General features: G+C 69.8%; 16 protein-coding genes. 6 read left to right on the plus strand and 10 right to left on the minus strand.

Annotated features, from left to right (window positions below):
* Window positions 1-56: 56 nt before the first annotated feature.
* Complete coding sequence (locus TY25_RS39710; RefSeq protein WP_042265408.1) at window positions 57-524, minus strand: SRPBCC family protein; 468 nt, start codon at window positions 522-524, stop codon at window positions 57-59.
* Window positions 525-679: 155 nt separating this feature from the next.
* Here TY25_RS39710 and TY25_RS39715 point away from each other — a divergent pair, with 155 nt between their 5' ends.
* Complete coding sequence (locus TY25_RS39715; RefSeq protein WP_226887152.1) at window positions 680-3,952, plus strand: AfsR/SARP family transcriptional regulator; 3,273 nt, start codon at window positions 680-682, stop codon at window positions 3,950-3,952.
* 82 nt (window positions 3,953-4,034) lie between these two features.
* Here TY25_RS39715 and TY25_RS39720 read toward each other — a convergent pair whose 3' ends face one another.
* The 5 genes from TY25_RS39720 to TY25_RS39740 form a co-directional block, all read right to left on the minus strand.
* On the minus strand, window positions 4,035-4,871 hold the full coding sequence (locus tag TY25_RS39720) for an ABC transporter permease (protein ID WP_014988530.1): 837 nt from the start codon (window positions 4,869-4,871) through the stop codon (window positions 4,035-4,037).
* Window positions 4,868-5,848 (minus strand): daunorubicin resistance protein DrrA family ABC transporter ATP-binding protein, encoded by a 981-nt coding sequence (locus TY25_RS39725; protein ID WP_042265410.1) that lies wholly within the window; start codon window positions 5,846-5,848, stop codon window positions 4,868-4,870. The genes TY25_RS39720 and TY25_RS39725 overlap by 4 nt, the downstream gene beginning before the upstream one ends.
* A gap of 73 nt (window positions 5,849-5,921) precedes the next feature.
* Entirely contained in the window at window positions 5,922-7,055 is a 1,134-nt protein-coding gene (menE, locus tag TY25_RS39730; RefSeq protein WP_042265411.1) for an o-succinylbenzoate--CoA ligase, read from the minus strand.
* A 385-nt stretch (window positions 7,056-7,440) separates the two neighbouring features.
* A complete protein-coding gene (locus tag TY25_RS39735; RefSeq protein ID WP_042265412.1) occupies window positions 7,441-7,833 on the minus strand; it encodes a VOC family protein in 393 nt (130 codons plus the stop codon).
* A 1-nt stretch (window position 7,834) separates the two neighbouring features.
* The gene (locus TY25_RS39740) at window positions 7,835-8,728 is read right to left on the minus strand and encodes a 1,4-dihydroxy-2-naphthoyl-CoA synthase (RefSeq protein WP_042265413.1); all 894 of its coding nucleotides are present in this window, start codon (window positions 8,726-8,728) and stop codon (window positions 7,835-7,837) included.
* Between the two features lie 84 nt (window positions 8,729-8,812).
* Here TY25_RS39740 and TY25_RS39745 point away from each other — a divergent pair, with 84 nt between their 5' ends.
* The 3 genes from TY25_RS39745 to menD all read left to right on the plus strand — a co-directional run bounded on the left by TY25_RS39745 (window position 8,813) and on the right by menD (window position 12,021).
* Window positions 8,813-9,469, plus strand: a complete 657-nt coding sequence (locus tag TY25_RS39745) for a PaaI family thioesterase (protein ID WP_042265414.1) — start codon at window positions 8,813-8,815, stop codon at window positions 9,467-9,469.
* Window positions 9,470-9,613: 144 nt separating this feature from the next.
* Window positions 9,614-10,060: a DUF6918 family protein gene (locus TY25_RS39750; RefSeq protein ID WP_029899409.1), complete on the plus strand. Its 447-nt coding sequence runs from the start codon at window positions 9,614-9,616 to the stop codon at window positions 10,058-10,060.
* 317 nt (window positions 10,061-10,377) lie between these two features.
* Complete coding sequence (gene menD / locus TY25_RS39760) at window positions 10,378-12,021, plus strand: 2-succinyl-5-enolpyruvyl-6-hydroxy-3-cyclohexene-1-carboxylic-acid synthase (RefSeq protein ID WP_042265416.1); 1,644 nt, start codon at window positions 10,378-10,380, stop codon at window positions 12,019-12,021.
* Between the two features lie 43 nt (window positions 12,022-12,064).
* Here the strand turns inward: menD and TY25_RS39765 are convergent, their stop codons facing one another.
* Window positions 12,065-12,304: an Rv3202a family protein gene (locus tag TY25_RS39765; RefSeq protein WP_014988521.1), complete on the minus strand. Its 240-nt coding sequence runs from the start codon at window positions 12,302-12,304 to the stop codon at window positions 12,065-12,067.
* Between the two features lie 144 nt (window positions 12,305-12,448).
* Entirely contained in the window at window positions 12,449-12,685 is a 237-nt protein-coding gene (locus TY25_RS39770; RefSeq protein ID WP_042265418.1) for a DUF8836 family protein, read from the minus strand.
* A gap of 173 nt (window positions 12,686-12,858) precedes the next feature.
* On the opposite strand from TY25_RS39770, the gene TY25_RS39775 reads away from it, so the two are divergent.
* Window positions 12,859-13,437, plus strand: coding sequence for a TIGR03086 family metal-binding protein (locus TY25_RS39775; protein WP_042265419.1), 579 nt, complete (start codon window positions 12,859-12,861; stop codon window positions 13,435-13,437).
* Window positions 13,438-13,495: 58 nt separating this feature from the next.
* Here TY25_RS39775 and TY25_RS39780 read toward each other — a convergent pair whose 3' ends face one another.
* Window positions 13,496-14,116, minus strand: a complete 621-nt coding sequence (locus TY25_RS39780; RefSeq protein WP_042265420.1) for a TetR/AcrR family transcriptional regulator — start codon at window positions 14,114-14,116, stop codon at window positions 13,496-13,498.
* A gap of 113 nt (window positions 14,117-14,229) precedes the next feature.
* Between TY25_RS39780 and TY25_RS39785 the strand changes: the two genes are divergently transcribed.
* Window positions 14,230-15,264, plus strand: coding sequence for an aldo/keto reductase (locus TY25_RS39785; protein ID WP_042265421.1), 1,035 nt, complete (start codon window positions 14,230-14,232; stop codon window positions 15,262-15,264).
* Between the two features lie 16 nt (window positions 15,265-15,280).
* Here TY25_RS39785 and TY25_RS39790 read toward each other — a convergent pair whose 3' ends face one another.
* Complete coding sequence (locus tag TY25_RS39790) at window positions 15,281-19,444, minus strand: bifunctional nitrate reductase/sulfite reductase flavoprotein subunit alpha (protein ID WP_042265422.1); 4,164 nt, start codon at window positions 19,442-19,444, stop codon at window positions 15,281-15,283.
* Window positions 19,445-19,446 lie beyond the last annotated feature (2 nt).

The following is a 19,446-nucleotide window of genomic DNA, read 5'->3' on the forward strand; positions in this document are numbered from 1 at the left end:
CCCGCAGCATAGTGTCGCGGTCGCGCAGTGGCCGTGCGCAGGCACGCGCTGGTCGGCTACTGGCCGTTGCCCTCGGCGACCGCCTTCAACCGGGCGAGCCCCTTCTCGAAATCCTTGCCGACGAACTTGTCGGTCGGCAGGATCTTCGAGAGCACCTTCATCAGGCCCTGCTGCTGCCCGCTCATCCGCCAGACCACCTCGGTGGCGCCGGATTCGGTCGGGTTCAGCTCGAACACGACCTGGTTGGTGGCCTGCCAGGGCTTCTCGAAGTCCAGCCGGATCGCGATCTCGCGCTCGGCGCTCGCGACGATCTCCATCCGACCCGCACCGGCCTTGCGGTTGCCGGTCCAGGCGTATTTGGCGCCGACGCCGGATTCCGCGCCCGTGTAGGTGCGCTGCAATTGCGGATCGAGGTCCTCCCACGGGGACCACTTGGTCCACTCCCGCAGGTCGTCGATCAGTCCGTGAATACGCGACGGCTCGGCCGAGATGACGGCCTGCCGGACCACTTCGAACTCAGCCATGCGCACAGCGTAGGGGACCGACCACCGGGAACGAGGGAAAAACCATGTCGGCTCGGTCAGTCCTGCTCGCATACGATGACCGCGGGATGTTGTCGGATCAGAGCGGCCCGGGTGGTCGCGGTCAAATGTTGCGGGCGCCCGCAGGTGAACCGGTCGTGGTGGCCCTGCTGGGCGAGATCGCGCTGCGCCGCGACGGCGCGCTGACCGCGCTGCCCGGCACTCGCTCGCGCTTGCTGCTCGCGGCGCTGGCATTGCGGCCGGGCCGGAGCCGCAGCGCGCAGGCCCTGATCGATGACGTGTGGGGTGAGCATCCGCCGCGCGCCCCGATGAACGCGCTGCACACCCAGGTGTCGCGGCTGCGGGCCGCGCTGCCGGACGGCGCGCTGGAGATCGGCCCGTCCGGCTACCGGCTCACGCTGCGTGCCGACGAGGTGGACCTGACCCGCAGCGCCGAGCTGCTGTGCCGGGCGCGCGAATACCGCACCGCCGGTGAGCACGCGGCCTGCTTGGCGTCGATCGCCGAGGCCCGCGCGCTGTGGCGAGGCGAACCGGGCGGTGATCTGCCGCCGGGCGAGGTCGCCGACGCGCTGTGCGCCGCGGCGGCGACCCGGCTCACCGAATTGACCGTGCTGGAACTCGCGGCGCGCGAATCCGCGGGCGATATCGAGGGCGCGCTGCGCCTCGCGCGGTATCGGGCGGCCGCCGCACCGCTCGACGAATCGGCACAGCTCACGCTGATGCGGTTGCTGGCGTTCGCCGGTCACCAGAACGAGGCGCTGGGGTCGTTCGCCGCGTTCCGAACCCGGCTCGTCGAACAACTCGGCGCGGATCCCGGACCCGCCTTGATCGAGTTGAACACCGCGATCCTGCGCGGGGAAGCGCTGGCGCACAACGGCACCGCCGCGCCGCGACCGCCGGTCGACGCGGCTGCCCGCGATATCGACGGGCCGGAATTCGCCTTGCCCGCGGCCATCGGCCTGCGTGCCGCGCCGAACGCGCTGCTCGGCCGGGCGGAGGACCTGAGCGCGCTGGCCGCGCTGCTGCCCGCGTCCCGGGTGATCACGGTGCTCGGGCCGGGCGGCGCGGGAAAGACCCGCATCGCCAACGAGGTCGGCGCCCGCGCCGCGGCGGCCAACCGGGTGGTGCTGGTGGAGCTGGCCTCGGTCCGCGCGGAGGGCGCCGACGCCAGGGTCGAGATCGAGGCCGCGATCAGCGCGACGCTCGGACTGAGCGATGTCGGGTACAACACCACGACGTTGCGGCCGCGCATCGATGCCCGTCAGCGGCTGCGCGAGGCCGTGGCCGCCCGGCCCATGCTGCTGATCCTGGACAACTGCGAGCATCTGATCGAGGCCGTCGCCGTGGTGGTCGCCGACCTGATCGGGGTGGCGGATCGGCTGACCGTGCTGACCACGAGCCGGGCGCCGCTGATGATCACGGCCGAGACGGTGTATCCGTTGCCGCCCTTGGCCATCGACTCCACCGGGTCACCCGCGACCGAGTTGTTCGCTGCGCGGGCCAGGGCGGTACGGCCAGGTGTCCGGCTCGATCCCGATGTCGTCGCACAGCTGTGCCATACGTTGGACGGCCTGCCGCTGGCCATCGAGCTGGCGGCCGCGCGGGTGCGGGTGCTCAGCGTCGAGGAGATCACGCTGCGGCTGGCCGACCGGTTCGCCCTGCTGCGGCACGGGGATCGGAGTTCGCCCGAACGCCATCGCACGTTGCACGCGGTGATCGACTGGAGCTGGAACCTGCTCGACGCCCCACAGCAGGCAGCTTTGCGCCGATTGTGCCGATTCCCGGCGGGTTTCACGCTCTCGGCGGCCGAGCTGGTGGCCTCCGGTCCCGATGTCGACGATGCCGCCGCGGCGGTCGACGGCCTGGTGAACCAGTCGCTGCTCACCGTGCTCGACGACGAGCTGCTCGGCACCCGCTACCGCATGCTGGAGACGGTGCGCGAGTACGGCGCGGAACAGTTGGCCGCCTGGCCCGGCGAGGCCGAACTGGTGACCGATCGAATGCTGCTGTGGGCCAGAACGTATGCCCTCGACGTCGCGGACCGGTATCGCACCGGCGACCAGGTGTGGCTGGCGTTGTCGGTGGCGGCGGAGCTGGACAATCTGCTCGATGCTTTGCGCGCCGCGCTCGACCGGGAGGACGCGTACACCGCCTACATCGTCTTCCCGATCGTCTCCGCGCTGTGGATGCTGCGCGGCTCGCACGCGGAGGTGGTCGGCTGGGCATGGCGGATCGCTCGACTGCATCCCGACGCGAGCGGTCCGCAGGCGCCGCCGCCCGATCTGGTGCTGACCAGCTACCAGACGATGTTCCTGCACCTCGCCTACAGCAACGGCAGCGCGCGTGACCTGGCCGCCCTGCGCTTGCGGGTGCGCCGAATGCTGCGCAGCGGAGCCGAACTCACCCCGAGCAACAGTTTCGTCGCAAGCATCGTGCTGACCAGAGCCGATGGCCGTGGCCTGGCCCGCCTGATCGCGCACGCCGTGCGCTCCCCGGATGCCGAGACCAAGGCCAGCGCGCTGCTGCTGCGCGCGAACTTGCGGGAAAACCTCGGCGACGTGCGCGGCTCGACGCTGGACGCGGTGCGCGCACTCGAGATCTTCGGCCACGACAATGTCTGGAGCACCGCCATGGTGTGCCGGCACCTCGGCCAGGTGTACGGGCAGATCGCCGAGTACGCGAAAGCCGTTCCGTACTACCGCCGATCGCTCGAGATGCTGGTGCGTCTCGGCGCCTACGAGGACACCATCGAGACCCGCAGCATGCTGGTGGCGGCATTGCTCGGCGCGGGCGAGCAGGCCCGCGCCGAACAGGAGTTGGAGCTCGCCCTGCGTGCCGCCGACGTCGACAGCGGGCTGGCGGGCCCGAACCGGCTGCTCGCCACGGTGATGCAGGGCGCGGCCGAGGTATCGCTCAGCCGCGGTGATATCGCGGAGGGCCTGCAGCGCTATGACCGGGCGCTCGAACTGTACGGCTGGCCGTCCACCGACGTCAGCCCCGGTCCCGGTTCGCTGATGCTCGGCGCGGCCGCCCTGGACGCCCGGGTACTGCACGGTGCGTTCGACACCGCGGGCGCGTTCGTCGATCAGCTGATCGAGCAGACGGTGCCGATGCTGACCCAGTACGCCGATCTGCCGCAGATCGGCGGCATCGCCTGTGCGGTCGGCTCCTATCTGATCGCCACGGAGCAGGACTCCGCGCGCGGCACCGATCTGCTCGAGTTGGCGCCCAAAGTGTTCTGCCGCCAGGACTTTCCGTCGATGCGCTGGGCCACCCACGCCGAACTGGCGCGCGAGCGGCTCGGCGCGCAACCGTTCGACGAGGCCCGGGCCAGGGTGAGCCGCCTGCGGCGCCGGGATTCGGCCGAACGCATCATGGCCATCCTGCGTGAGCTGGCCAAAGCTCCCTGATCCGAAGACCGGAGCCGACGACGCAACGCCGAGCGGCCCACTGCCGTCCGGCGTTGCGTTGTCCCGCATCGGATTTCCGTGCTCACGCCCGGCGCATGTACGCCTTGACCGCGAGCGGCGCGAAGATGGCGATCACCAGCGCCGAGCCGAGCAGCGACCAGGCCAGGTTGCCGGTGTACTGGTTGCCGTTCATCAGCTCCCGGCAGGTATTCACCATGTAGTAGATCGGGTTGGCGTGGTTGAGTCCCTGCAGCCAGCCCGGCATGGTGCTCACCATCGCGAACGCGCCGGACATGAAGGTCAGCGGGAACATCACCATCATCGAGATGCCTTGCACGCCTGCGGCACTCTTACCGGTGACGCCGACCAGCGCCCAGATCCAGCTGACCGCGAACGAGCAGACGATGATCACCAGTGCGGCGACCAGGACGCCGACGAATCCGCCGCCGGGCCGGTAGCCGAGGCACAGGCCCACGATCACGGTGAGCACCGTGGCGATGGTGTAGCGCACCATGTCGGCGATCAGTGCGCCCGCCAGCGCCGAAATGCGCGCGATCGGCAGGGATTTGAACCGGTCGAAGACGCCCTTGTCCATGTCCTCGCGCAGCTGGGTGCCGGTGACGACCGAGGTCAGGATCACCGTCTGGACCAGGATGCCGGGGATCAGGACGGGCAGGTAGTCGTGCACGTTCCCGCCGATCGCCCCGCCGAAGATGAAGGCGAACAGCGCGGTGAACAGAATCGGCTGCACCGTCACGTCGAAGAGTTGTTCCGGGTTGTGCTTGATCTTCAGCAGGCCGCGGTAGGCCATGGTCAGCGAGGTCGACACCGCTTGGCGCAGCCCGATGTGGTTGCTGACCTCGGGGATGCGCAGCGGCGCCGCATGGCGCGCAGGGGAGGGGGCGGTGAGTGTCGTCATGCCGCGCTCCTTTCGTCGTCGTCGGCCGGACGGCCGGTGATGGTGAGGAAGACCTCGTCGAGGCTCGGCTTGCTGACCGTGATCTCCTCGATCCCGATCTGCCACTCGCGCAGGCGGATCAGCAGATCGGCGGTCACGCCGGCGTCGCGCAGCGGGGCGGTGAGCCGGCCCGCCTCCGGCGTGATCGTGGCCTCGGCGCCGAGGAAGTCACCGACCACCCGGCGGGCCTCGTCGAGCTGGGTTCGATCGGCCAGCGTCAAGTGCAGCGAGGAACCACCGACCGAGGCCTTCAGTTCGTCGGCGGTGCCGTCGGCGATCACCCGGCCGTGATCGATCACCGCGATCCGGTCGGCCAGCTGGTCGGCCTCGTCCAGGTACTGCGTGGTGAGCAGCACCGTGGCGCCCTCGCGGACCAGTCTGCGGATGGTGTCCCACATCTGGGCGCGGGTGCGCGGGTCCAGGCCGGTGGTCGGCTCGTCGAGGAACAGCAGCGGCGGGGTCGCGATCAGGCTGGCCGCCAGATCCAGACGCCGGCGCATGCCGCCGGAGAAGTTCTTGAGCGGTTTGGTCGCCGCTTCGACGAGATCGAACTCCTCGAGCAGCTCGACCGACTTGCGTCGGGCCTCGGCGCGGCTGAGGCCGAGCAGGCGGGAGAACAGGATCAGGTTTTCGGTGGCGGACAGATCCTCGTCGACCGAGGCGTACTGCCCGGTGACGCCGACCAGCGACCGGACGGCCGTCGGTTCGGCGACCACGTCGTGGCCGAAGATACGGGCACTGCCGCCGTCCAGGCGCAGCAGGGTGGCGAGCATCTTGATGGTCGTGGTCTTGCCCGCGCCGTTCGGTCCGAGCACGCCGTACACCGAGCCCTGCGGCACCGCCAGGCTCACGCCGTCGACGGCGCGCTGTTCCCCGAACACCTTGACCAGCCCGTCCGCCTCCACGGCGAGTGCTGCAGTGGGTGTGAAAGAAGTCATGGGTATGACTCTGCGACCCGCCTCTTGCACCGCCCTTGCGTCGCGATGGCGCGACCGCTTGCAGGATGCCCGGCTAGTGCGCGGAGTCGGCGAGCAACTGCTTGCGCAGCGTGTTGCGGTCCGGCTTGCCGGGGCCGCGCAGCGGGATCTCGTCGATGATGCCGAGTTCGCGCGGGGCCGCGATGGCATCCAGTTCGGCCACCACGTGCTCGCGCAGCTCGTCGAGCGTCGGCACCGCGCCGGCCGCGGGCACCACGACCACGGCGACCCGTTGGCCGAGCCGCTCGTCCGGCAGCCCGAGCACGACGCATTCGCGGACCGCGGGATGGGTCATCAGCACGGCCTCGACCACCTGCGGGATCACCAGCAGACCGCCGGTCATGATCGCCTCGTCGAGCCGGCCGGTGATCCGCAGTTTGCCGTCGTCGAAGACACCCGCGTCCTCGGTGCGGAACCAGCCGGGTTCGTCGAACGCGGGATGATCGGGCTGGCCGCGGTAGCCCGACGCGATCATCGTGCCGCCGAGCACGACCCGGCCGTCCTCGATGCGCACCTCGGTGCCGTCCAGCGGCACGCCGTCGTACACGCAGCCGCCGCACGTCTCGCTCATGCCGTAGGTGCGAACGACGTTGATGCCCGCCGCTTTCGCGCGCTCGTAGACGGGCAGCGGGGTGGCCGCGCCGCCGACCAGGACACCGTCGAGTTCGGCCAGCGCCGCCGCGGCGCCGGGCGCGTCCAGGGCCTTGATCAGCTGGGTCGGCACCAGCGCGGTGTAGCGGCGCTCGCCGCGCATGCTCGACACCGCACCGGCCAGTGCCTCCGGCAGGAAGCCGCCGGACACGTCGAGGATGGTCGGCTGGGTGCCCGCCAGGATGCTGCGCAACAGCACCTGAATGCCCGCGATGTGGTGGGTCGGCAGCGCCAGCAGCCAGCTGCCCGGCCCGCCGAGCCGGTCGTGGGTGGCGGTGCCGCTGGCCCGCAGCGCGGCGGCGCTGAGCATCGCGCCCTTCGGCACGCCGGTGGTGCCGGAGGTGGTCACCACCAGGGCGACATCGTCATCGATCGTCTCGCCGGGGGAGAGCGCGTCGCTCAGCCGCCGGGCTTCTCTGCGGTCGCTGGTCGGGATCGGCAGCCACGCGGGCCCGTTGCCCTCCAACGCTTCTCGCAGGTGCGGCAGGACGTCGCCCGCGCCGGAACCGGTGGGCATCGGCAAAGTCCGGAGCGTCCTCACGACCCCACCTCACCTGCCTCGACGGCCCCGGGCACCTCGATGCTCGACCCCCTCGTGCCCAGAGGCGCTGTGCCCTCGGCCCGCTCACTGCGCTCGCTCACGGTAGGGATCGTGTCATGACCGCGTCGCCGAACGCGGAACGGGTGGTCGGTTTGCCGGGGCGGCGCGAGACGCGTTCGGCCGCCCCCAAGAAATGGGGCTCAGGTTCGCCAGGCATGCGGACTGCGATTCACTCGTCGGACGGGTTCACACGGCGGCCGGGCCAAACAACGGCGGTCGGGGGCCATCCGAGCGCTATCGTCCTCGCCGAGGCACTGCTTGGCAACTCGATGTGCCCATTTGGAACAAAACAGACCGGCGTTCAGTCCGCTGACCAGCGGGCATCGCGGCGGATCGGATGTGCGGCCGGCACCTCGACGAGCACGATCGGCACCCCGTCCGGGTCGCGCAGCCACATTTCGATCAACCCCCAGGGCTGTTCGGCGGGGGCCTTGTCGATCCGGATGCCCTTGAGCGCGAGTTCGGCCGCGGCGTCGGACACGTCGCGCACCTGCAACCAGAGCGCCCCTTCGAACCGCGAAGCAGTGCCCGAGCCGCCGTGCGCGGCCACCTCGACCAGCGACTGGCCCGCGAAGAAGACCGTGCCGCCCGGATACTCCCGTGCGATCGCGAGACCGAGTCCGTCGCGGTAGAACGCGAGCGTGGTGTCGTAGTCGGCGGGGCGCAGCAGGATTCTGCTGTTCAGGATCTCCATGTCAGAAGTACCAGGGGTAGGGGGTCCAGTCGGGCTTGCGCTTCTCCAGGAACGAGTCGCGGCCCTCGACGGCCTCGTCGGTCATGTACGCCATCCGGGTCGCCTCGCCCGCGAACAGCTGCTGGCCCACCAGCCCGTCGTCGAGCAGGTTGAACGCGTACTTCAGCATGCGTTGCGCCTGCGGGGATTTGCCGTTGATGTCGGCGGTCCACTCCAGTGCGACGTCTTCCAGTTCGGCGTGGTCGACCACCTTGTTCACCGCCCCCATCTGGTGCATCTCTTCGGCGGTGTACGGGCGGCCGAGGAAGAAGATCTCCCTGGCGAACTTCTGGCCGACCATCTTCGCGAGGTAAGCGCTGCCGTAGCCGCCGTCGAAGCTGCCGACATCGGCGTCGGTCTGCTTGAACCGGGCGTGCTCGCGACTGGCCAGGGTGAGGTCGCAGACCACGTGCAGGCTGTGCCCGCCGCCCGCGGCCCAGCCGTTCACCAGTGCGATCACCACCTTCGGCATGAACCGGATCAGCCGCTGCACCTCGAGGATGTGCAGCCGGCCCGCCCGCGCCTGGTCGACGGTGTCCGCGGTGTCGCCGCTGGCGTACTGGTAACCGTTGCGGCCCCGGATGCGCTGATCGCCGCCGGAGCAGAACGCCCAGCCGCCGTCCTTGGGGCTCGGCCCGTTGCCGGTGAGCAGCACGGCGCCGACATCCGGGGTCATCCGCGCGTGATCGAGCGCCCGATAGAGTTCGTCGACCGTGTGCGGGCGAAACGCGTTGCGCACCTCCGGCCGATCGAAGGCGACCCGGACGGTGCCCTGCTCGATGTGCCGGTGATAGGTGATGTCGGTCAGATTCTCGAACCCGGGGACGGGCCGCCACAACTTCGGATTGAACGTCACGCCAGTGATTATTGCCCTCGGGTCGGACCGAGCTATGCCCCAGCTTCGACTTGACGGTGTAAAAAAGATGGTTATGGTGCGTATATGACTGAGGGAGTGAAACCGGTTATCGACCGCAGCGCGGTCGACGAGTCCCGGTACGAGAAGCACGGGGGATTTCCCAAGGTCTCCCGCGCGCAGATCGGGCGCAATTTCGGCCCGTTCGTCGAGGCGATGCGGACGCTGCAGGACCTCGCCGTTTCCGTGGACGCGCCGGACGAGGTGTTCGGGGCCGCGCTCGCTCAGGCCGAAGAACTCGTCGCGCTGCTGGAGCCCTACCGGGCGCCGGAATTGCAAGGGCCCGCGGGCCGTGCCGTCGAATTGCCCGGGCGCGGCAGCCTTTTGCTGCTGCCGTGGCGGGTGCTCGAGGCGGGACCGGACGGCATCCGGATGGCGGGGGAGTTCCGCCGTTTTCACCTCGGCGGCAACGGCGCGGCACACGGCGGCGTGCTGCCGCTGCTGTTCGACGATCTGCTCGGCATGATCGTGCACTACGCCGGACGCCCGATCAGTCGCACCGCGTATCTCCATGTGAATTACCGCAAGATCACTCCGCTGGAGACGCCGCTGACGGTGCGCGGCCGGGTCGACCGGACCGAGGGGCGCAAGACGTTCATCACCGCCGAATTACTCGATGAGCAGGGCAATGTGCTCGCCGACTGCGAAGGTTTGATGGTGCAATTGCTGCCCTGGCAGCCATGAGCGACCGCCCGGTCTGTATTTTCCGTGGCGCAGACCACGTTTGGGGCGCGACTCGTTAGCGGGTGAGTGCCGCGACCAGCCGCGCGGCGGTGCGTATAGTTGCGGTCGCTCGTTCATCGAAACCTATTCCGGAGGAACCTGAAAGTGGTTGCAGCACTGTCTGAATCCCTGCTCGACGACGCCAAGCGCCCGGCTTTCCTTGCCGATGCCGTCGAGGTTCTTGATGCCGAGGTCTCGGACAAGGGTGGTGCGTCCGGCCTGGCTGTGAAGGGTGGCTACGCGGCGGTCAAGAAGATCAGCCCGTCGATCGTGCCTGATGCGCTGGAGTCGTTGGCGCCCAAACTTCTTGCGCAGCTCGAGCCGTTCTGGCAGGAGTACACCGCGTCCGGCTCGGGCAAGTTCGGTGATCTGCTCGTCGCCAAGTCGGACGAGGTCGCCGAGGCCCTGCTGGCCGTCACCGACGCGCGTGCCGACGCGTCCACCCGGCCCGCGCTGAAGAAGGTCTACTCGTCGATGCGTTCCTCGGCCAAGAAGAACGTCATCGAGGCGCTGCCCCGGGTCGGCGACCTGGTGCAGAAGCACGCCAACTGAATCAGGCGCACTGAATCAGCCTGCTGAATTCATCCCGCCGTGCACGTCGGACGCGTCGCACATCGAACGGCCGTCCGCGGCCGCGCTTTTCGATGTGCGGCGCGTTCTGCTGTGCGGGCCGATCGCAGCGCAGGGGCCGATCGGCCGCGCGTGCCGGTGCGAGTGCGCGGATGGACAGCTGGCGCAACTGCGCCGGACCGCTCCGGCGCGGCACGCCGTGCGATCTCGGCGACACCGCACGGTGCCATCCGGGCAAAGGAGCGCGGTGTGACCAGGGCGACGAAGACGGCGGGTGCACTGTCTGAGAGGCTGGAGGCGTGAACCCGTCTACAGCACAAGCGCAGGTCGTCGTGGACGAACTCGCGCGCGGGGGTGTACGGGATGTCGTCCTGTGCCCCGGATCGCGGAACGCACCGCTGGCCTTCGCCTTGCAGGCCGCGGACGCCGCCGGTCGACTGCGGTTGCACATGCGCATCGACGAGCGGACGGCGGGCTTTCTCGCCATCGGCCTCTCGATCGCGAGCCGTCAGCCGGTGCCCGTCGTGATGACCTCGGGGACCGCCGTCGCGAACCTCGGCCCGGCCGTGCTCGAAGCGAACTACGCGCGCATTCCGCTGGTGGTGCTCAGCGCGAACCGGCCCTACGAGATGCTCGGCTCCGGTGCGAACCAGACCGTCGAGCAATTCGGCCTGTTCGGCAGCCAGGTGCGGGCCGCGATCAGCCTCGGCCTCGCCGAGGAGGAGCACGCGACCGCGGACTGTGCGGAGTACGGACACCAGAACAGCCAGTGGCGCTCGGCCGTGTGCCGGGTGCTGGCCGCGGCCCGCGGTACCCGCTCCGGCAACGCGGGCCCGGTGCACTTCGACATCCCGCTGCGCGAGCCGCTGGTCCCCGACCTCGCGCCCGGTGAGACCGCCCCGCCCGGGCGCGACGCCGACGAAGCCTGGACCAAGACCCAGTACGCCACCCTGGACGTGCCCCTCGACCTCGACCTGACCCCGGACACCGTCGTCATCTCCGGGCACGGCGCGGGGCTGCGGCCGGAGCTGGCCCAGCTGCCCACGGTCGCCGAACCCACCGCGCCGATGCACGGGCCCGCGCTGCATCCGCTCGCGCTGCCGCTGTTGCGGCCGCGCCAGGCGATCATCACCGGGCGACCGACCCTGCACCGTCAGGTGTCCAAAGTCCTTGCCGATCCGGCGGTTCGGGTCTACGCGCTCACCACCGGGCCGCGCTGGCCCGATGTGTCCGGCAACGTGCTCGGCACCGGGACGCGCGCCGTGACGAGCGGAGCGCCGCGCCCGGAATGGCTGGCCTACTGCCGCGAACTCGACGAGAAGGCGAATCAGGTGGTGCGCGCCGAACTCGGCAGCCACCCCAAGCCGACCGGGCTGCACGTGGCCGCCGTGGTGATGAACGCGCTGCGCGAGGGCGATCAGCTGGTGCTCGGCGCGTCCAATCCGGTGCGCGACGCCGCGCTGGTGTCGCATCCGCGCCCGGGCATCCGGGTGCTGTCCAACCGCGGCGTCGCGGGCATCGACGGCACGGTGTCCACCGCTGTCGGCGCGGCGTTGCACCACGAGGGGCGGACCGTCGCGCTGATCGGCGACCTGACCTTCCTGCACGACGCCTCCGGGCTGCTGATCGGTCCGGGCGAACCGCGCCCCGCCGACCTCACCATCGTGGTCGCCAACGACGACGGCGGTGGCATCTTCGAACTGCTCGAACAGGGCGATCCGCAGTACGCGGGCGTGTTCGAGCGCGTGTTCGGCACCCCGCACGGGATGGATCTCGCCGCGCTGTGCGCCGCCTACCGCATTCCGCACCGGCAGGTCGACCCGGAGCAGCTGGCCGTGGAACTCACCGGGCACGCGCACGGTACCCGCGTGCTCGAGGTGGCCACCGAACGGTCCAGCCTGCGCGAGCTGCACGCCACCGTGCGCGCCAAGATCTGCCCCTGAGCAGCACCCATGGGCCGCACCGGCATTCGGGCGCGCCGACCGGTCAGGCGATATCGGGTTCGTCGTCGAACGGCACTTCGATCGACTGCTCGACCACGTCGGCCGGATCGGCGTTCCACCGGTCCGGGGCCGCCTTTTCGGCCAGGTCGGGTGCGAGCCGGCCGTCCTGGTCCGGTCCGTCGTCGGGGTAGCCGAGCTCGTCCGGGTAGGCGGGCATGGACTGCTCCGCGAGGTCGGCTTCCGGCACCGGATCGATGTCGCGGATAGTGCTGCGATCGGTCATCGTGCGCTCCTCTCGGCGTAGGCCTCGCGTGTCGGCATACCCGTGCGGGCACGCCGCAATCGAGGCGGGCGTCAGTCCCAGCACTGTCGAGGATGCGCCTCGTCCGGCGTCGGGGCAACCCGTGCCCGCCTTTGTGCCGCGGGGTCACTCGTCGCCGCGGGCTCCGTTCCCGTCGGCGGGGTATTCGACCAGCGCCAGCGTGCGGCCCGCCATGAACCGGGCGGTGCGCACCGGATTCCCGGTCCGCGTCACCTCGCTCACTTCGACGACACCGCGTGCGATCCGCACCTCGACCCGCCGCCCCGCCCGGGTCGCGGCCACTTCATAACTGCGAGACCCGTCCCCGAAATCGACGACGATCTCCACCCGATCACCCTTCATCTCCCAATTGTCCGCTTTTCCAGCGGTTTTCGCGGTCACGAGTTGGTCGCGGGGCCGGTGCGCGAAGCACCGGCGAGATCAATCCGAGACCGGGCCGAAATGGCCCGGCCGATGAGTTCTGGGCGGCTGGTTCGTCTGCATTGCTGAGACCCACCGCTCGCCCAGGAGAATCCATGAACCAGGAATTCGATTTCGAACCGGCGGCCACCGCGCTGGACACCGTGATCAACGGGATCACCGACGATCAGCTCGCGGCCGCCACCCCGTGCGCCGACACCACCGTCCGGGATCTGCTCGCCCACGTGGTGGATCTGACCGAGGCGTTCCGGCAGGCGGCGACCAAGGAGGCGGTCGGTGGGTCGGTGGCGCCGGTCATCGCGCCGGAGAACGCGCTGCCCGGCGATTGGCGGGCGTTGATCTCGGCGCAGCTGAAGGCCTTGGTCGGGGCGTGGCGGGAGCCGGGCGCGTGGGACGGGATCACCGAGGCGGGCGGGGTGAGCGAGGCCGCGCCGGTGATGGCGATGATCGCGTTGGACGAACTGGTGGTGCACGGCTGGGATCTGGCCAAGGCCACCGGTCAGCCTTTCGAGGCCACCGCGACCGATCTGGCCACCCTGCTCGACCTGCTGAGCGAAACTCCCGCCGAAGGCACACCCGGCCTGTTCGGCCCGGTCCTCCCGGTCCCCACCGAAGCCTCGGCACTGGACCGGGTCCTCGCGCTCACCGGTCGCCGCGCGGACTGGTCCGCGTAGGCGAAAACCGCACCGCAGCAACGCTTGCCCCGACCCGTATCAGCGCCGATGCAAGCGGCTAGTTCGGCGCTGACACGAAAACACCTGCGGCGGCGGCGGTTACCGCGGCACGGGCGGCGGCGACCGCGGCGGTGTCGTCGATCGGGTCTCCGCTGGCGAGTAGGCGGTAGTAGAGCGGTGCGGACACGGCCGAGAGGACGGCGCGGGCGTCCGTGCCGGGCGGCACTTCGCCGCGTTCGATCGCCCGGTCCACGCAGGGGGACCATTCGGTGAGCCGCACATCGTAGAACCGGCGCAGCGCGGTGGCGGCGGCCTCGTCGCAGGTGCCTGCCGCGATGACGGCTTGGAAGAGCTTCCCCTGGCGCGGGTCGGTCAAGGTCCGGGCGACCAGGCGGGCGTTGGCGGTGAGGTCGTCGAGCAGCGACCCGGTGTCGGTGTGGCCGACGGACTGCTCCGCCATGTCGATCAGCAGGTCGGTGACCAGGCCGGTGGGGGTACGCCAACGGCGGTACACCGTGGTCTTGCCGACCTCCGCCAGGGCCGCGACCTCCGCCAGATCCAACTGGCCGAAGCCGCGCTCGGCGAGCAGGTCGCCGGCGACCTTCAGCACCGACTCCCGCACGCGAGCGGTGCGCCCACCTGGGCGAATCGAGCCGGGCGTGACCTCGGCATCAGTCATAACGGAACTCCAGTTTCATTTGTGGCCGATTGGGTGTACTGTTCGACGCATTAACGAAACTATAGACCCTTTAGGAGGGCGGACCGATGAATGATCGGACGGTAGGCGCGGAGATGGAGTACCGGCGGCTGGGCGCATCGGGTCTGCACGTTCCGGCGTTGAGTTTCGGTGCGGGCACCTTCGGCGGCCGGGGCGAGCTGTTCGGCGCCTGGGGCGACACCGATGCCGCGGCAGCGCGGCGGATGGTGGACATCAGCCTGGAGGCGGGCCTCACCATGTTCGACACGGCCGACGTCTACTCCGACGGCGCGTCGGAAGAGGTGCTCGGCGCGGCCATCAAGGGCAGACGCGACCAGGTGCTCATCTCCACCAAGGCGTCGCTGCCGACCGGTCCGGGCCCCGGGCAGGCCGGTTCGGGCCGGGCGCGGCTGATCGGCGCGGTGGAGGCGGCATTGCGCCGGCTCGGCACCGACTACCTCGATCTGTTCCAGCTGCACGCCTTCGACGCGGGCACTCCGGTCGAGGAAGTCGTCGCGACCCTGGACGATCTGGTGCGCGCGGGCAAGATCCGCTACGTCGGCGCCTCCAACTTCGCGGGCTGGCAGCTGATGAAATCGCTGGCCGCGGCGGACGAGCACGGCCGGACCCGGTATGTCGCGCACCAGGTCTACTACTCGCTGATCGGTCGTGACTACGAGTGGGAACTGATGCCACTCGGTCAGGACCAAGGCGTCGGCGCGGTCGTCTGGAGTCCGCTCGGCTGGGGTCGGCTGACCGGCAAGATCCGGCGCGGCCAACCGCTTCCGGACGGCAGCCGCCTGCACCAGACCGCCGCGGCGGGCCCGCACGTGGACGACGAAAAGCTCTACGACGTCGTCGACGTGCTCGACGAACTGGCCGCCGAAACCGGCAAGACCGTCCCGCAGATCGCGCTCAACTGGCTGCTGCGCCGCCCCACCGTGGCCACGGTCATCGTCGGTGCCCGCAACGAGGAACAGTTGCGGCAGAACCTGGGCGCCATCGGCTGGGAGCTGGATGCCGAGCAGGTGGCCAGGCTGGACAAGGCCAGTGCCACCACACCGCCGTACCCGTACTACCCGTACCACCGGCTCGGCGATTTCACCCGCCTGAACCCGCCCCTGGTCTGAGCGCCGAGAATCGCGGTCAGTAGACGTCGCGCACGTAGCGTTTCTGCGCGACGAGCTGTTTGCGGTATGCCAGCGCTCCCGCCTCGTCCACCTTGCCGTGCACCCGGATGATCCGCAGCAGCGCATCGTCGACGTCCTTGGCCATCCGGGTGGCGTCGCCGCAGACGTACAGATGCGCGCCGTCGCGCAGCCAGGACCAGAGTTCGGCGCCGTGCTCGATCATCCGGTGCTGCACATAGATCCGCTCGCGCTGGTCGCGGGAGAAGGCCAGATCCAGCCGGGTGAGGAAGCCCGAGCGGAACATGTCCTCCAGTTCGGTGCGGTAGTAGAAGTTGGTGGCCGCGTGCTGTTCGCCGAAGAACAGCCAGTTGCGGCCGGTGCAGCCGAGTTCCCGGCGTTCCTGGAGGAAGCCGCGGAACGGGGCGATGCCGGTGCCGGGACCCACCATGATCATCGGCGCCGCCGGGTCGGCGGGCGGGCGGAAGTGCGGCGCCCGCTGCAGGAAGATCGGCACGGTGCCCGCCTCGCCGCCCGCGCGGTCGGCCAGGAAGGTCGAGCACACGCCGCCGCGCCGGGCCATCGACCCGGTGGCGGCGGGGTCACCGTAGCGGACGACGCCCACGGTCAGCTGCACCTCGCCGGGACTGACCAGCGGGCTCGACGAGATCGAATACTGGCGCGGCTGCAGCTTTTTCAACGTGCCCAGCCAGTCGACCAGATCGGCCCGCACGGGGAAGTCGCGCAGCACGTCCACCGCCTGCCGATCCCAGAGGTAGTTGTCCAGCTCGTTGCGGTTATCCCGGCGCAGCAGTTTGGCCAGCCGGATGTTCGGGTTGCGTTCGGCGACGAAGGCCAGCAGGTCGTTGCTCACCTTGCTGATGTCGTAGTGCGTACGCAGCGCCTCGGCCAGGGTCAGTTCCCGGTCGTCGACCTCGATGACCCGGCGGCCGTCCAGCCCGGTGGTGGCCAGCCATTCGCCGACCAGCGCGGCGTCGTTGGCCGGCCAGATGCCGAGCGAATCGCCGACCTCGTAGCCTGCTTCCAGCCCGCGCAGGTCGAAGCCGAACTGGCGCACCTCTTTCGCCGATCCGGCGACGGTGAGGGCCTCGTTGCGGATCAGGGGCGCGGGCACCGGCGAGTTCCGGGTGAATTGGGGGACTTCGCGCCTGGTTCGTCCGGGTGCGGGCGCGGCGGCCCTGGTCAGCACCGAGGTCATCGTCCGGGTGTGCTGGCGCACCTGCTGCACCGCGATTCCCGGCTGCCCGCCGGGCGGGATCGAATCCTCCTGCGGCAGTTCGCCGTTCAGCTGGTCGCCGAGCACGGCGAGCACCGCGTCCAGCCAGCGTTCGGCGGGCTCCTGGAAATCCGGTTCGCTGTCGACCCGCGGCAGCAGCCGGGTGGCGCCGTATTCGGCGAAGCGCTCGTCCAATTTCCGGCCGTGCCCGCAGAAATCGTCGTAGGAGGAGTCGCCGAGCGCGAACACCGCGTAGCGCATCTCGCCCAGCCGAATCGCCGTGTCGTCCAGCTGCTGCCAGAAGTCGGTCCCGTTGTCCGGCGGCCCGCCGTCGCCGAAGGTGCTCGTGACCACCAGCACGTCACCGGTCAGGGCCGCGACGGTGCACGAGTCCATATCGAGCAGCGTTGGCAGGAAACCACATTCGGTCAGCCGGGCGGCGACGGTGGCGGCGAGTTCCTCGGCATTGCCGGTCTGCGAGGCCCACAGCACGGTCACCGGACGGGTCGGCGCGGCCGCGGCATCCGCGGCGCGCGAATACATCCCCGCCAGCAGGCCATCGATCCAGGTGCGGCGCTGCGCGGCGATCGGCGCGGACGCGGGCAGCACCGGCTGGCCGGTCACCGGAATGGCTTGCAGCGCAGCCAGATATCCGCTCAGGTAGATCCGTTCGACCTCGGTGAGCGTCGGCGTGGTCGTCGCGTCCAGGCCGAGCACCACCGAGAGCGGATGCGGCGCGACGGGGATCGGGATGGCAGGCGATTCGGGCTGTTCCGGCACCGCGACCCGGCGCAACGACACCGCGCACGCCTTGTACTCCGGCTGTAGCGAGGCGGGGTCGACGGCATCATTGGTGACCGCGTTGATCGTCAGATACTCACCGTGCTCGTCGTTCCAGTGGAACGGCGCGAAGCAGTCGCCCGGCCGCACCCGGTCGCCGATCTGCACCGGAAGCACGGCGCGCCCACGGCGGGACGCGATTTCGAGCTGATCGCCCGCCCGCACGCCGAGTCGTTCCGCGTCGTCCGGATGCACCTCGACGAACGGCTGCCCGTTCAGCTTGGTCAGCTTGTCGATCTTGCCGGTCTTGGTCATGGTGTGCCACTGGTGTTGCAGCCGACCGGTATTGAGCAGGAACGGGTAGTCGTCGTCGGGCAGCTCCGCGGCGGGCAGATGCGGGCGCGGCCAGAACACCGCCCGGCGGCTCGGTGTCGCGAAGGCCAGCCGCGGCCGATGGCCGTGCTCGTCGACGTGCGGATGCTGGCTCACACCGTCGTTGACATAGCGGATCGGGTTGCGCGGGCGGGTTCCGTCGGGGCACGGCCACTGCATCGGACCCTGCCGCAGCCGTTCGAAATCCATGCCGCGCAGGTCGTATCCGGTGGCCGGATTGGCGAACTGTTTGATCTCGTCGAAAACCGCCGCGCTGGACTCGAAGTCGAAGCCCGGGAAACCCATCGCGGTGGCGACCTGGGCGATCAGCAACCAGTCCGGCCTGGCATCGCCGACCGGCTCGACCGAGCGCTGCAGCAGCGTGACGTTGCGTTCCGAATTCACCATCAGCGCATCGGCTTCGGCCCACAGGGTGGCGGGCAGCAGCAGGTCGGCGTAGGCGTTGGTGGCGGTCTCGGCGTAGGCGTCCTGGGCGATCACCAGCTCGGCGGCCTCCAGTCCGTCCAGCACCGTCTTGCGATTGGCCACGGTGGCAACGGGATTCGTGCAGATGATCCAGGCCGCCTTGATCTGCCCTGCGGCCAGTTCGCGGAACATCTCGATGGTGCCCGGCCCTACCTCGTCCCGGATGGTGCCGGGTTCGACGCCCCAGGCCGTCTCGACGAAGGCGCGATCGGCCGGCACGAGCACGCTGCGCTGCCCCGGCAGGCCGGGGCCCATGTAGCCCATTTCGCGCCCGCCCATGGCATTCGGCTGCCCGGTCAGCGAGAACGGGCCGCTGCCCCGGCGGCTGATCGCGCCGGTGGCCAGATGCAAATTGCAGATCGCGTTGGTGTTCCAGGTGCCGTGGGTGGACTGGTTGAGCCCCATCGTCCACAGCGTCATCCATTCGCCCGCCGCGCCGATCCAGGCTGCGGCAGTACGGATGTCGGCCTCGGCGAGTCCGGTGAGCTCGGCCACCCGCGCGGGCGGATAGTCGGCGAGGAACTCCGGCATCGCCGTCCAGCCCTCGGTGTGCTCGGCGATGAAATCCTCGTCGATATCCCCGTTTTCGACGAGCAGGTACAGCAGACCGTTGAGCAGCGCGAGGTCGGTGCCCGGTGCGATCTGCAGGAAAAGGTCGGCCCGCGCGGCGGTTTCGGTGCGCCGCGGATCGACCACGATCAGCTTCGCGCCCGCCTTGAGCCGATCCACCATGCGCAGGTGCAGGATCGGGTGGCAGTCGGCCATGTTCGCGCCGATCACGAAGAACAGATCGGCGTGGTCGATATCGTCGTAGGAGCCGGGCGGACCGTCCGCGCCGAGTGACTGCTTGTAGCCGGTGCCCGCGCTCGCCATGCACAGCCGCGAATTGGCTTCGATGTGCACGGTCCGCAGATAGCCCTTGGCCAGCTTGGTCGCCAGGTACTGCGCCTCCAGCGACATCTGCCCGGAAACGTAGAGCGCGATCGCGTCCGGCCCGTGCTCGTCCAGGATCGACCGCAGCCGGGCGGCCGCCTCGCGCACCGCCTCGTCCACCGCGACCGGCACCGGCTCCTGCCCGCGCTCGGGCCGTCGCAACGCCGTCTCCATCCGTCCGGGCGTGCGCATCAGCTCCAGATGGGTGGCGCCCTTGGTGCACAGCCTGCCCGCGTTCGACGGATGCAGTTTGTCGCCGCTCACCTTGACGAGCACCGGCTTACCGGCGGCGTCCGGCTTCGTCTGCACCGTGATTCCGCACCCGACGCCGCAGTACGAACATGCCGTCCTGGTGGTGCCGCCTGCGTCCAACATGC

It is taken from the genome of Nocardia brasiliensis NBRC 14402, from assembly GCF_000308475.2.
In the GTDB taxonomy this organism is placed as follows: Bacteria; Actinomycetota; Actinomycetes; order Mycobacteriales; family Mycobacteriaceae; genus Nocardia; species Nocardia brasiliensis.

Coding starts and splice junctions, on each gene's coding strand:
- TY25_RS39710 (WP_042265408.1), bottom strand. CDS start 524: ATGGCTGAGTTCGAAGTGGTCCGGCAGGCCGTCATCTCGGCCGAGCCG.
- TY25_RS39720 (WP_014988530.1), bottom strand. CDS start 4,871: ATGACGACACTCACCGCCCCCTCCCCTGCGCGCCATGCGGCGCCGCTG.
- TY25_RS39765 (WP_014988521.1), bottom strand. CDS start 12,304: ATGACCGATCGCAGCACTATCCGCGACATCGATCCGGTGCCGGAAGCC.
- TY25_RS39735 (WP_042265412.1), bottom strand. CDS start 7,833: ATGGAGATCCTGAACAGCAGAATCCTGCTGCGCCCCGCCGACTACGAC.
- TY25_RS39745 (WP_042265414.1), top strand. CDS start 8,813: ATGACTGAGGGAGTGAAACCGGTTATCGACCGCAGCGCGGTCGACGAG.
- TY25_RS39725 (WP_042265410.1), bottom strand. CDS start 5,848: ATGACTTCTTTCACACCCACTGCAGCACTCGCCGTGGAGGCGGACGGG.
- TY25_RS39775 (WP_042265419.1), top strand. CDS start 12,859: ATGAACCAGGAATTCGATTTCGAACCGGCGGCCACCGCGCTGGACACC.
- TY25_RS39785 (WP_042265421.1), top strand. CDS start 14,230: ATGGAGTACCGGCGGCTGGGCGCATCGGGTCTGCACGTTCCGGCGTTG.
- TY25_RS39790 (WP_042265422.1), bottom strand. CDS start 19,444: ATGTTGGACGCAGGCGGCACCACCAGGACGGCATGTTCGTACTGCGGC.
- TY25_RS39770 (WP_042265418.1), bottom strand. CDS start 12,685: ATGAAGGGTGATCGGGTGGAGATCGTCGTCGATTTCGGGGACGGGTCT.
- TY25_RS39780 (WP_042265420.1), bottom strand. CDS start 14,116: ATGACTGATGCCGAGGTCACGCCCGGCTCGATTCGCCCAGGTGGGCGC.
- menE (WP_042265411.1), bottom strand. CDS start 7,055: ATGCCCACCGGTTCCGGCGCGGGCGACGTCCTGCCGCACCTGCGAGAA.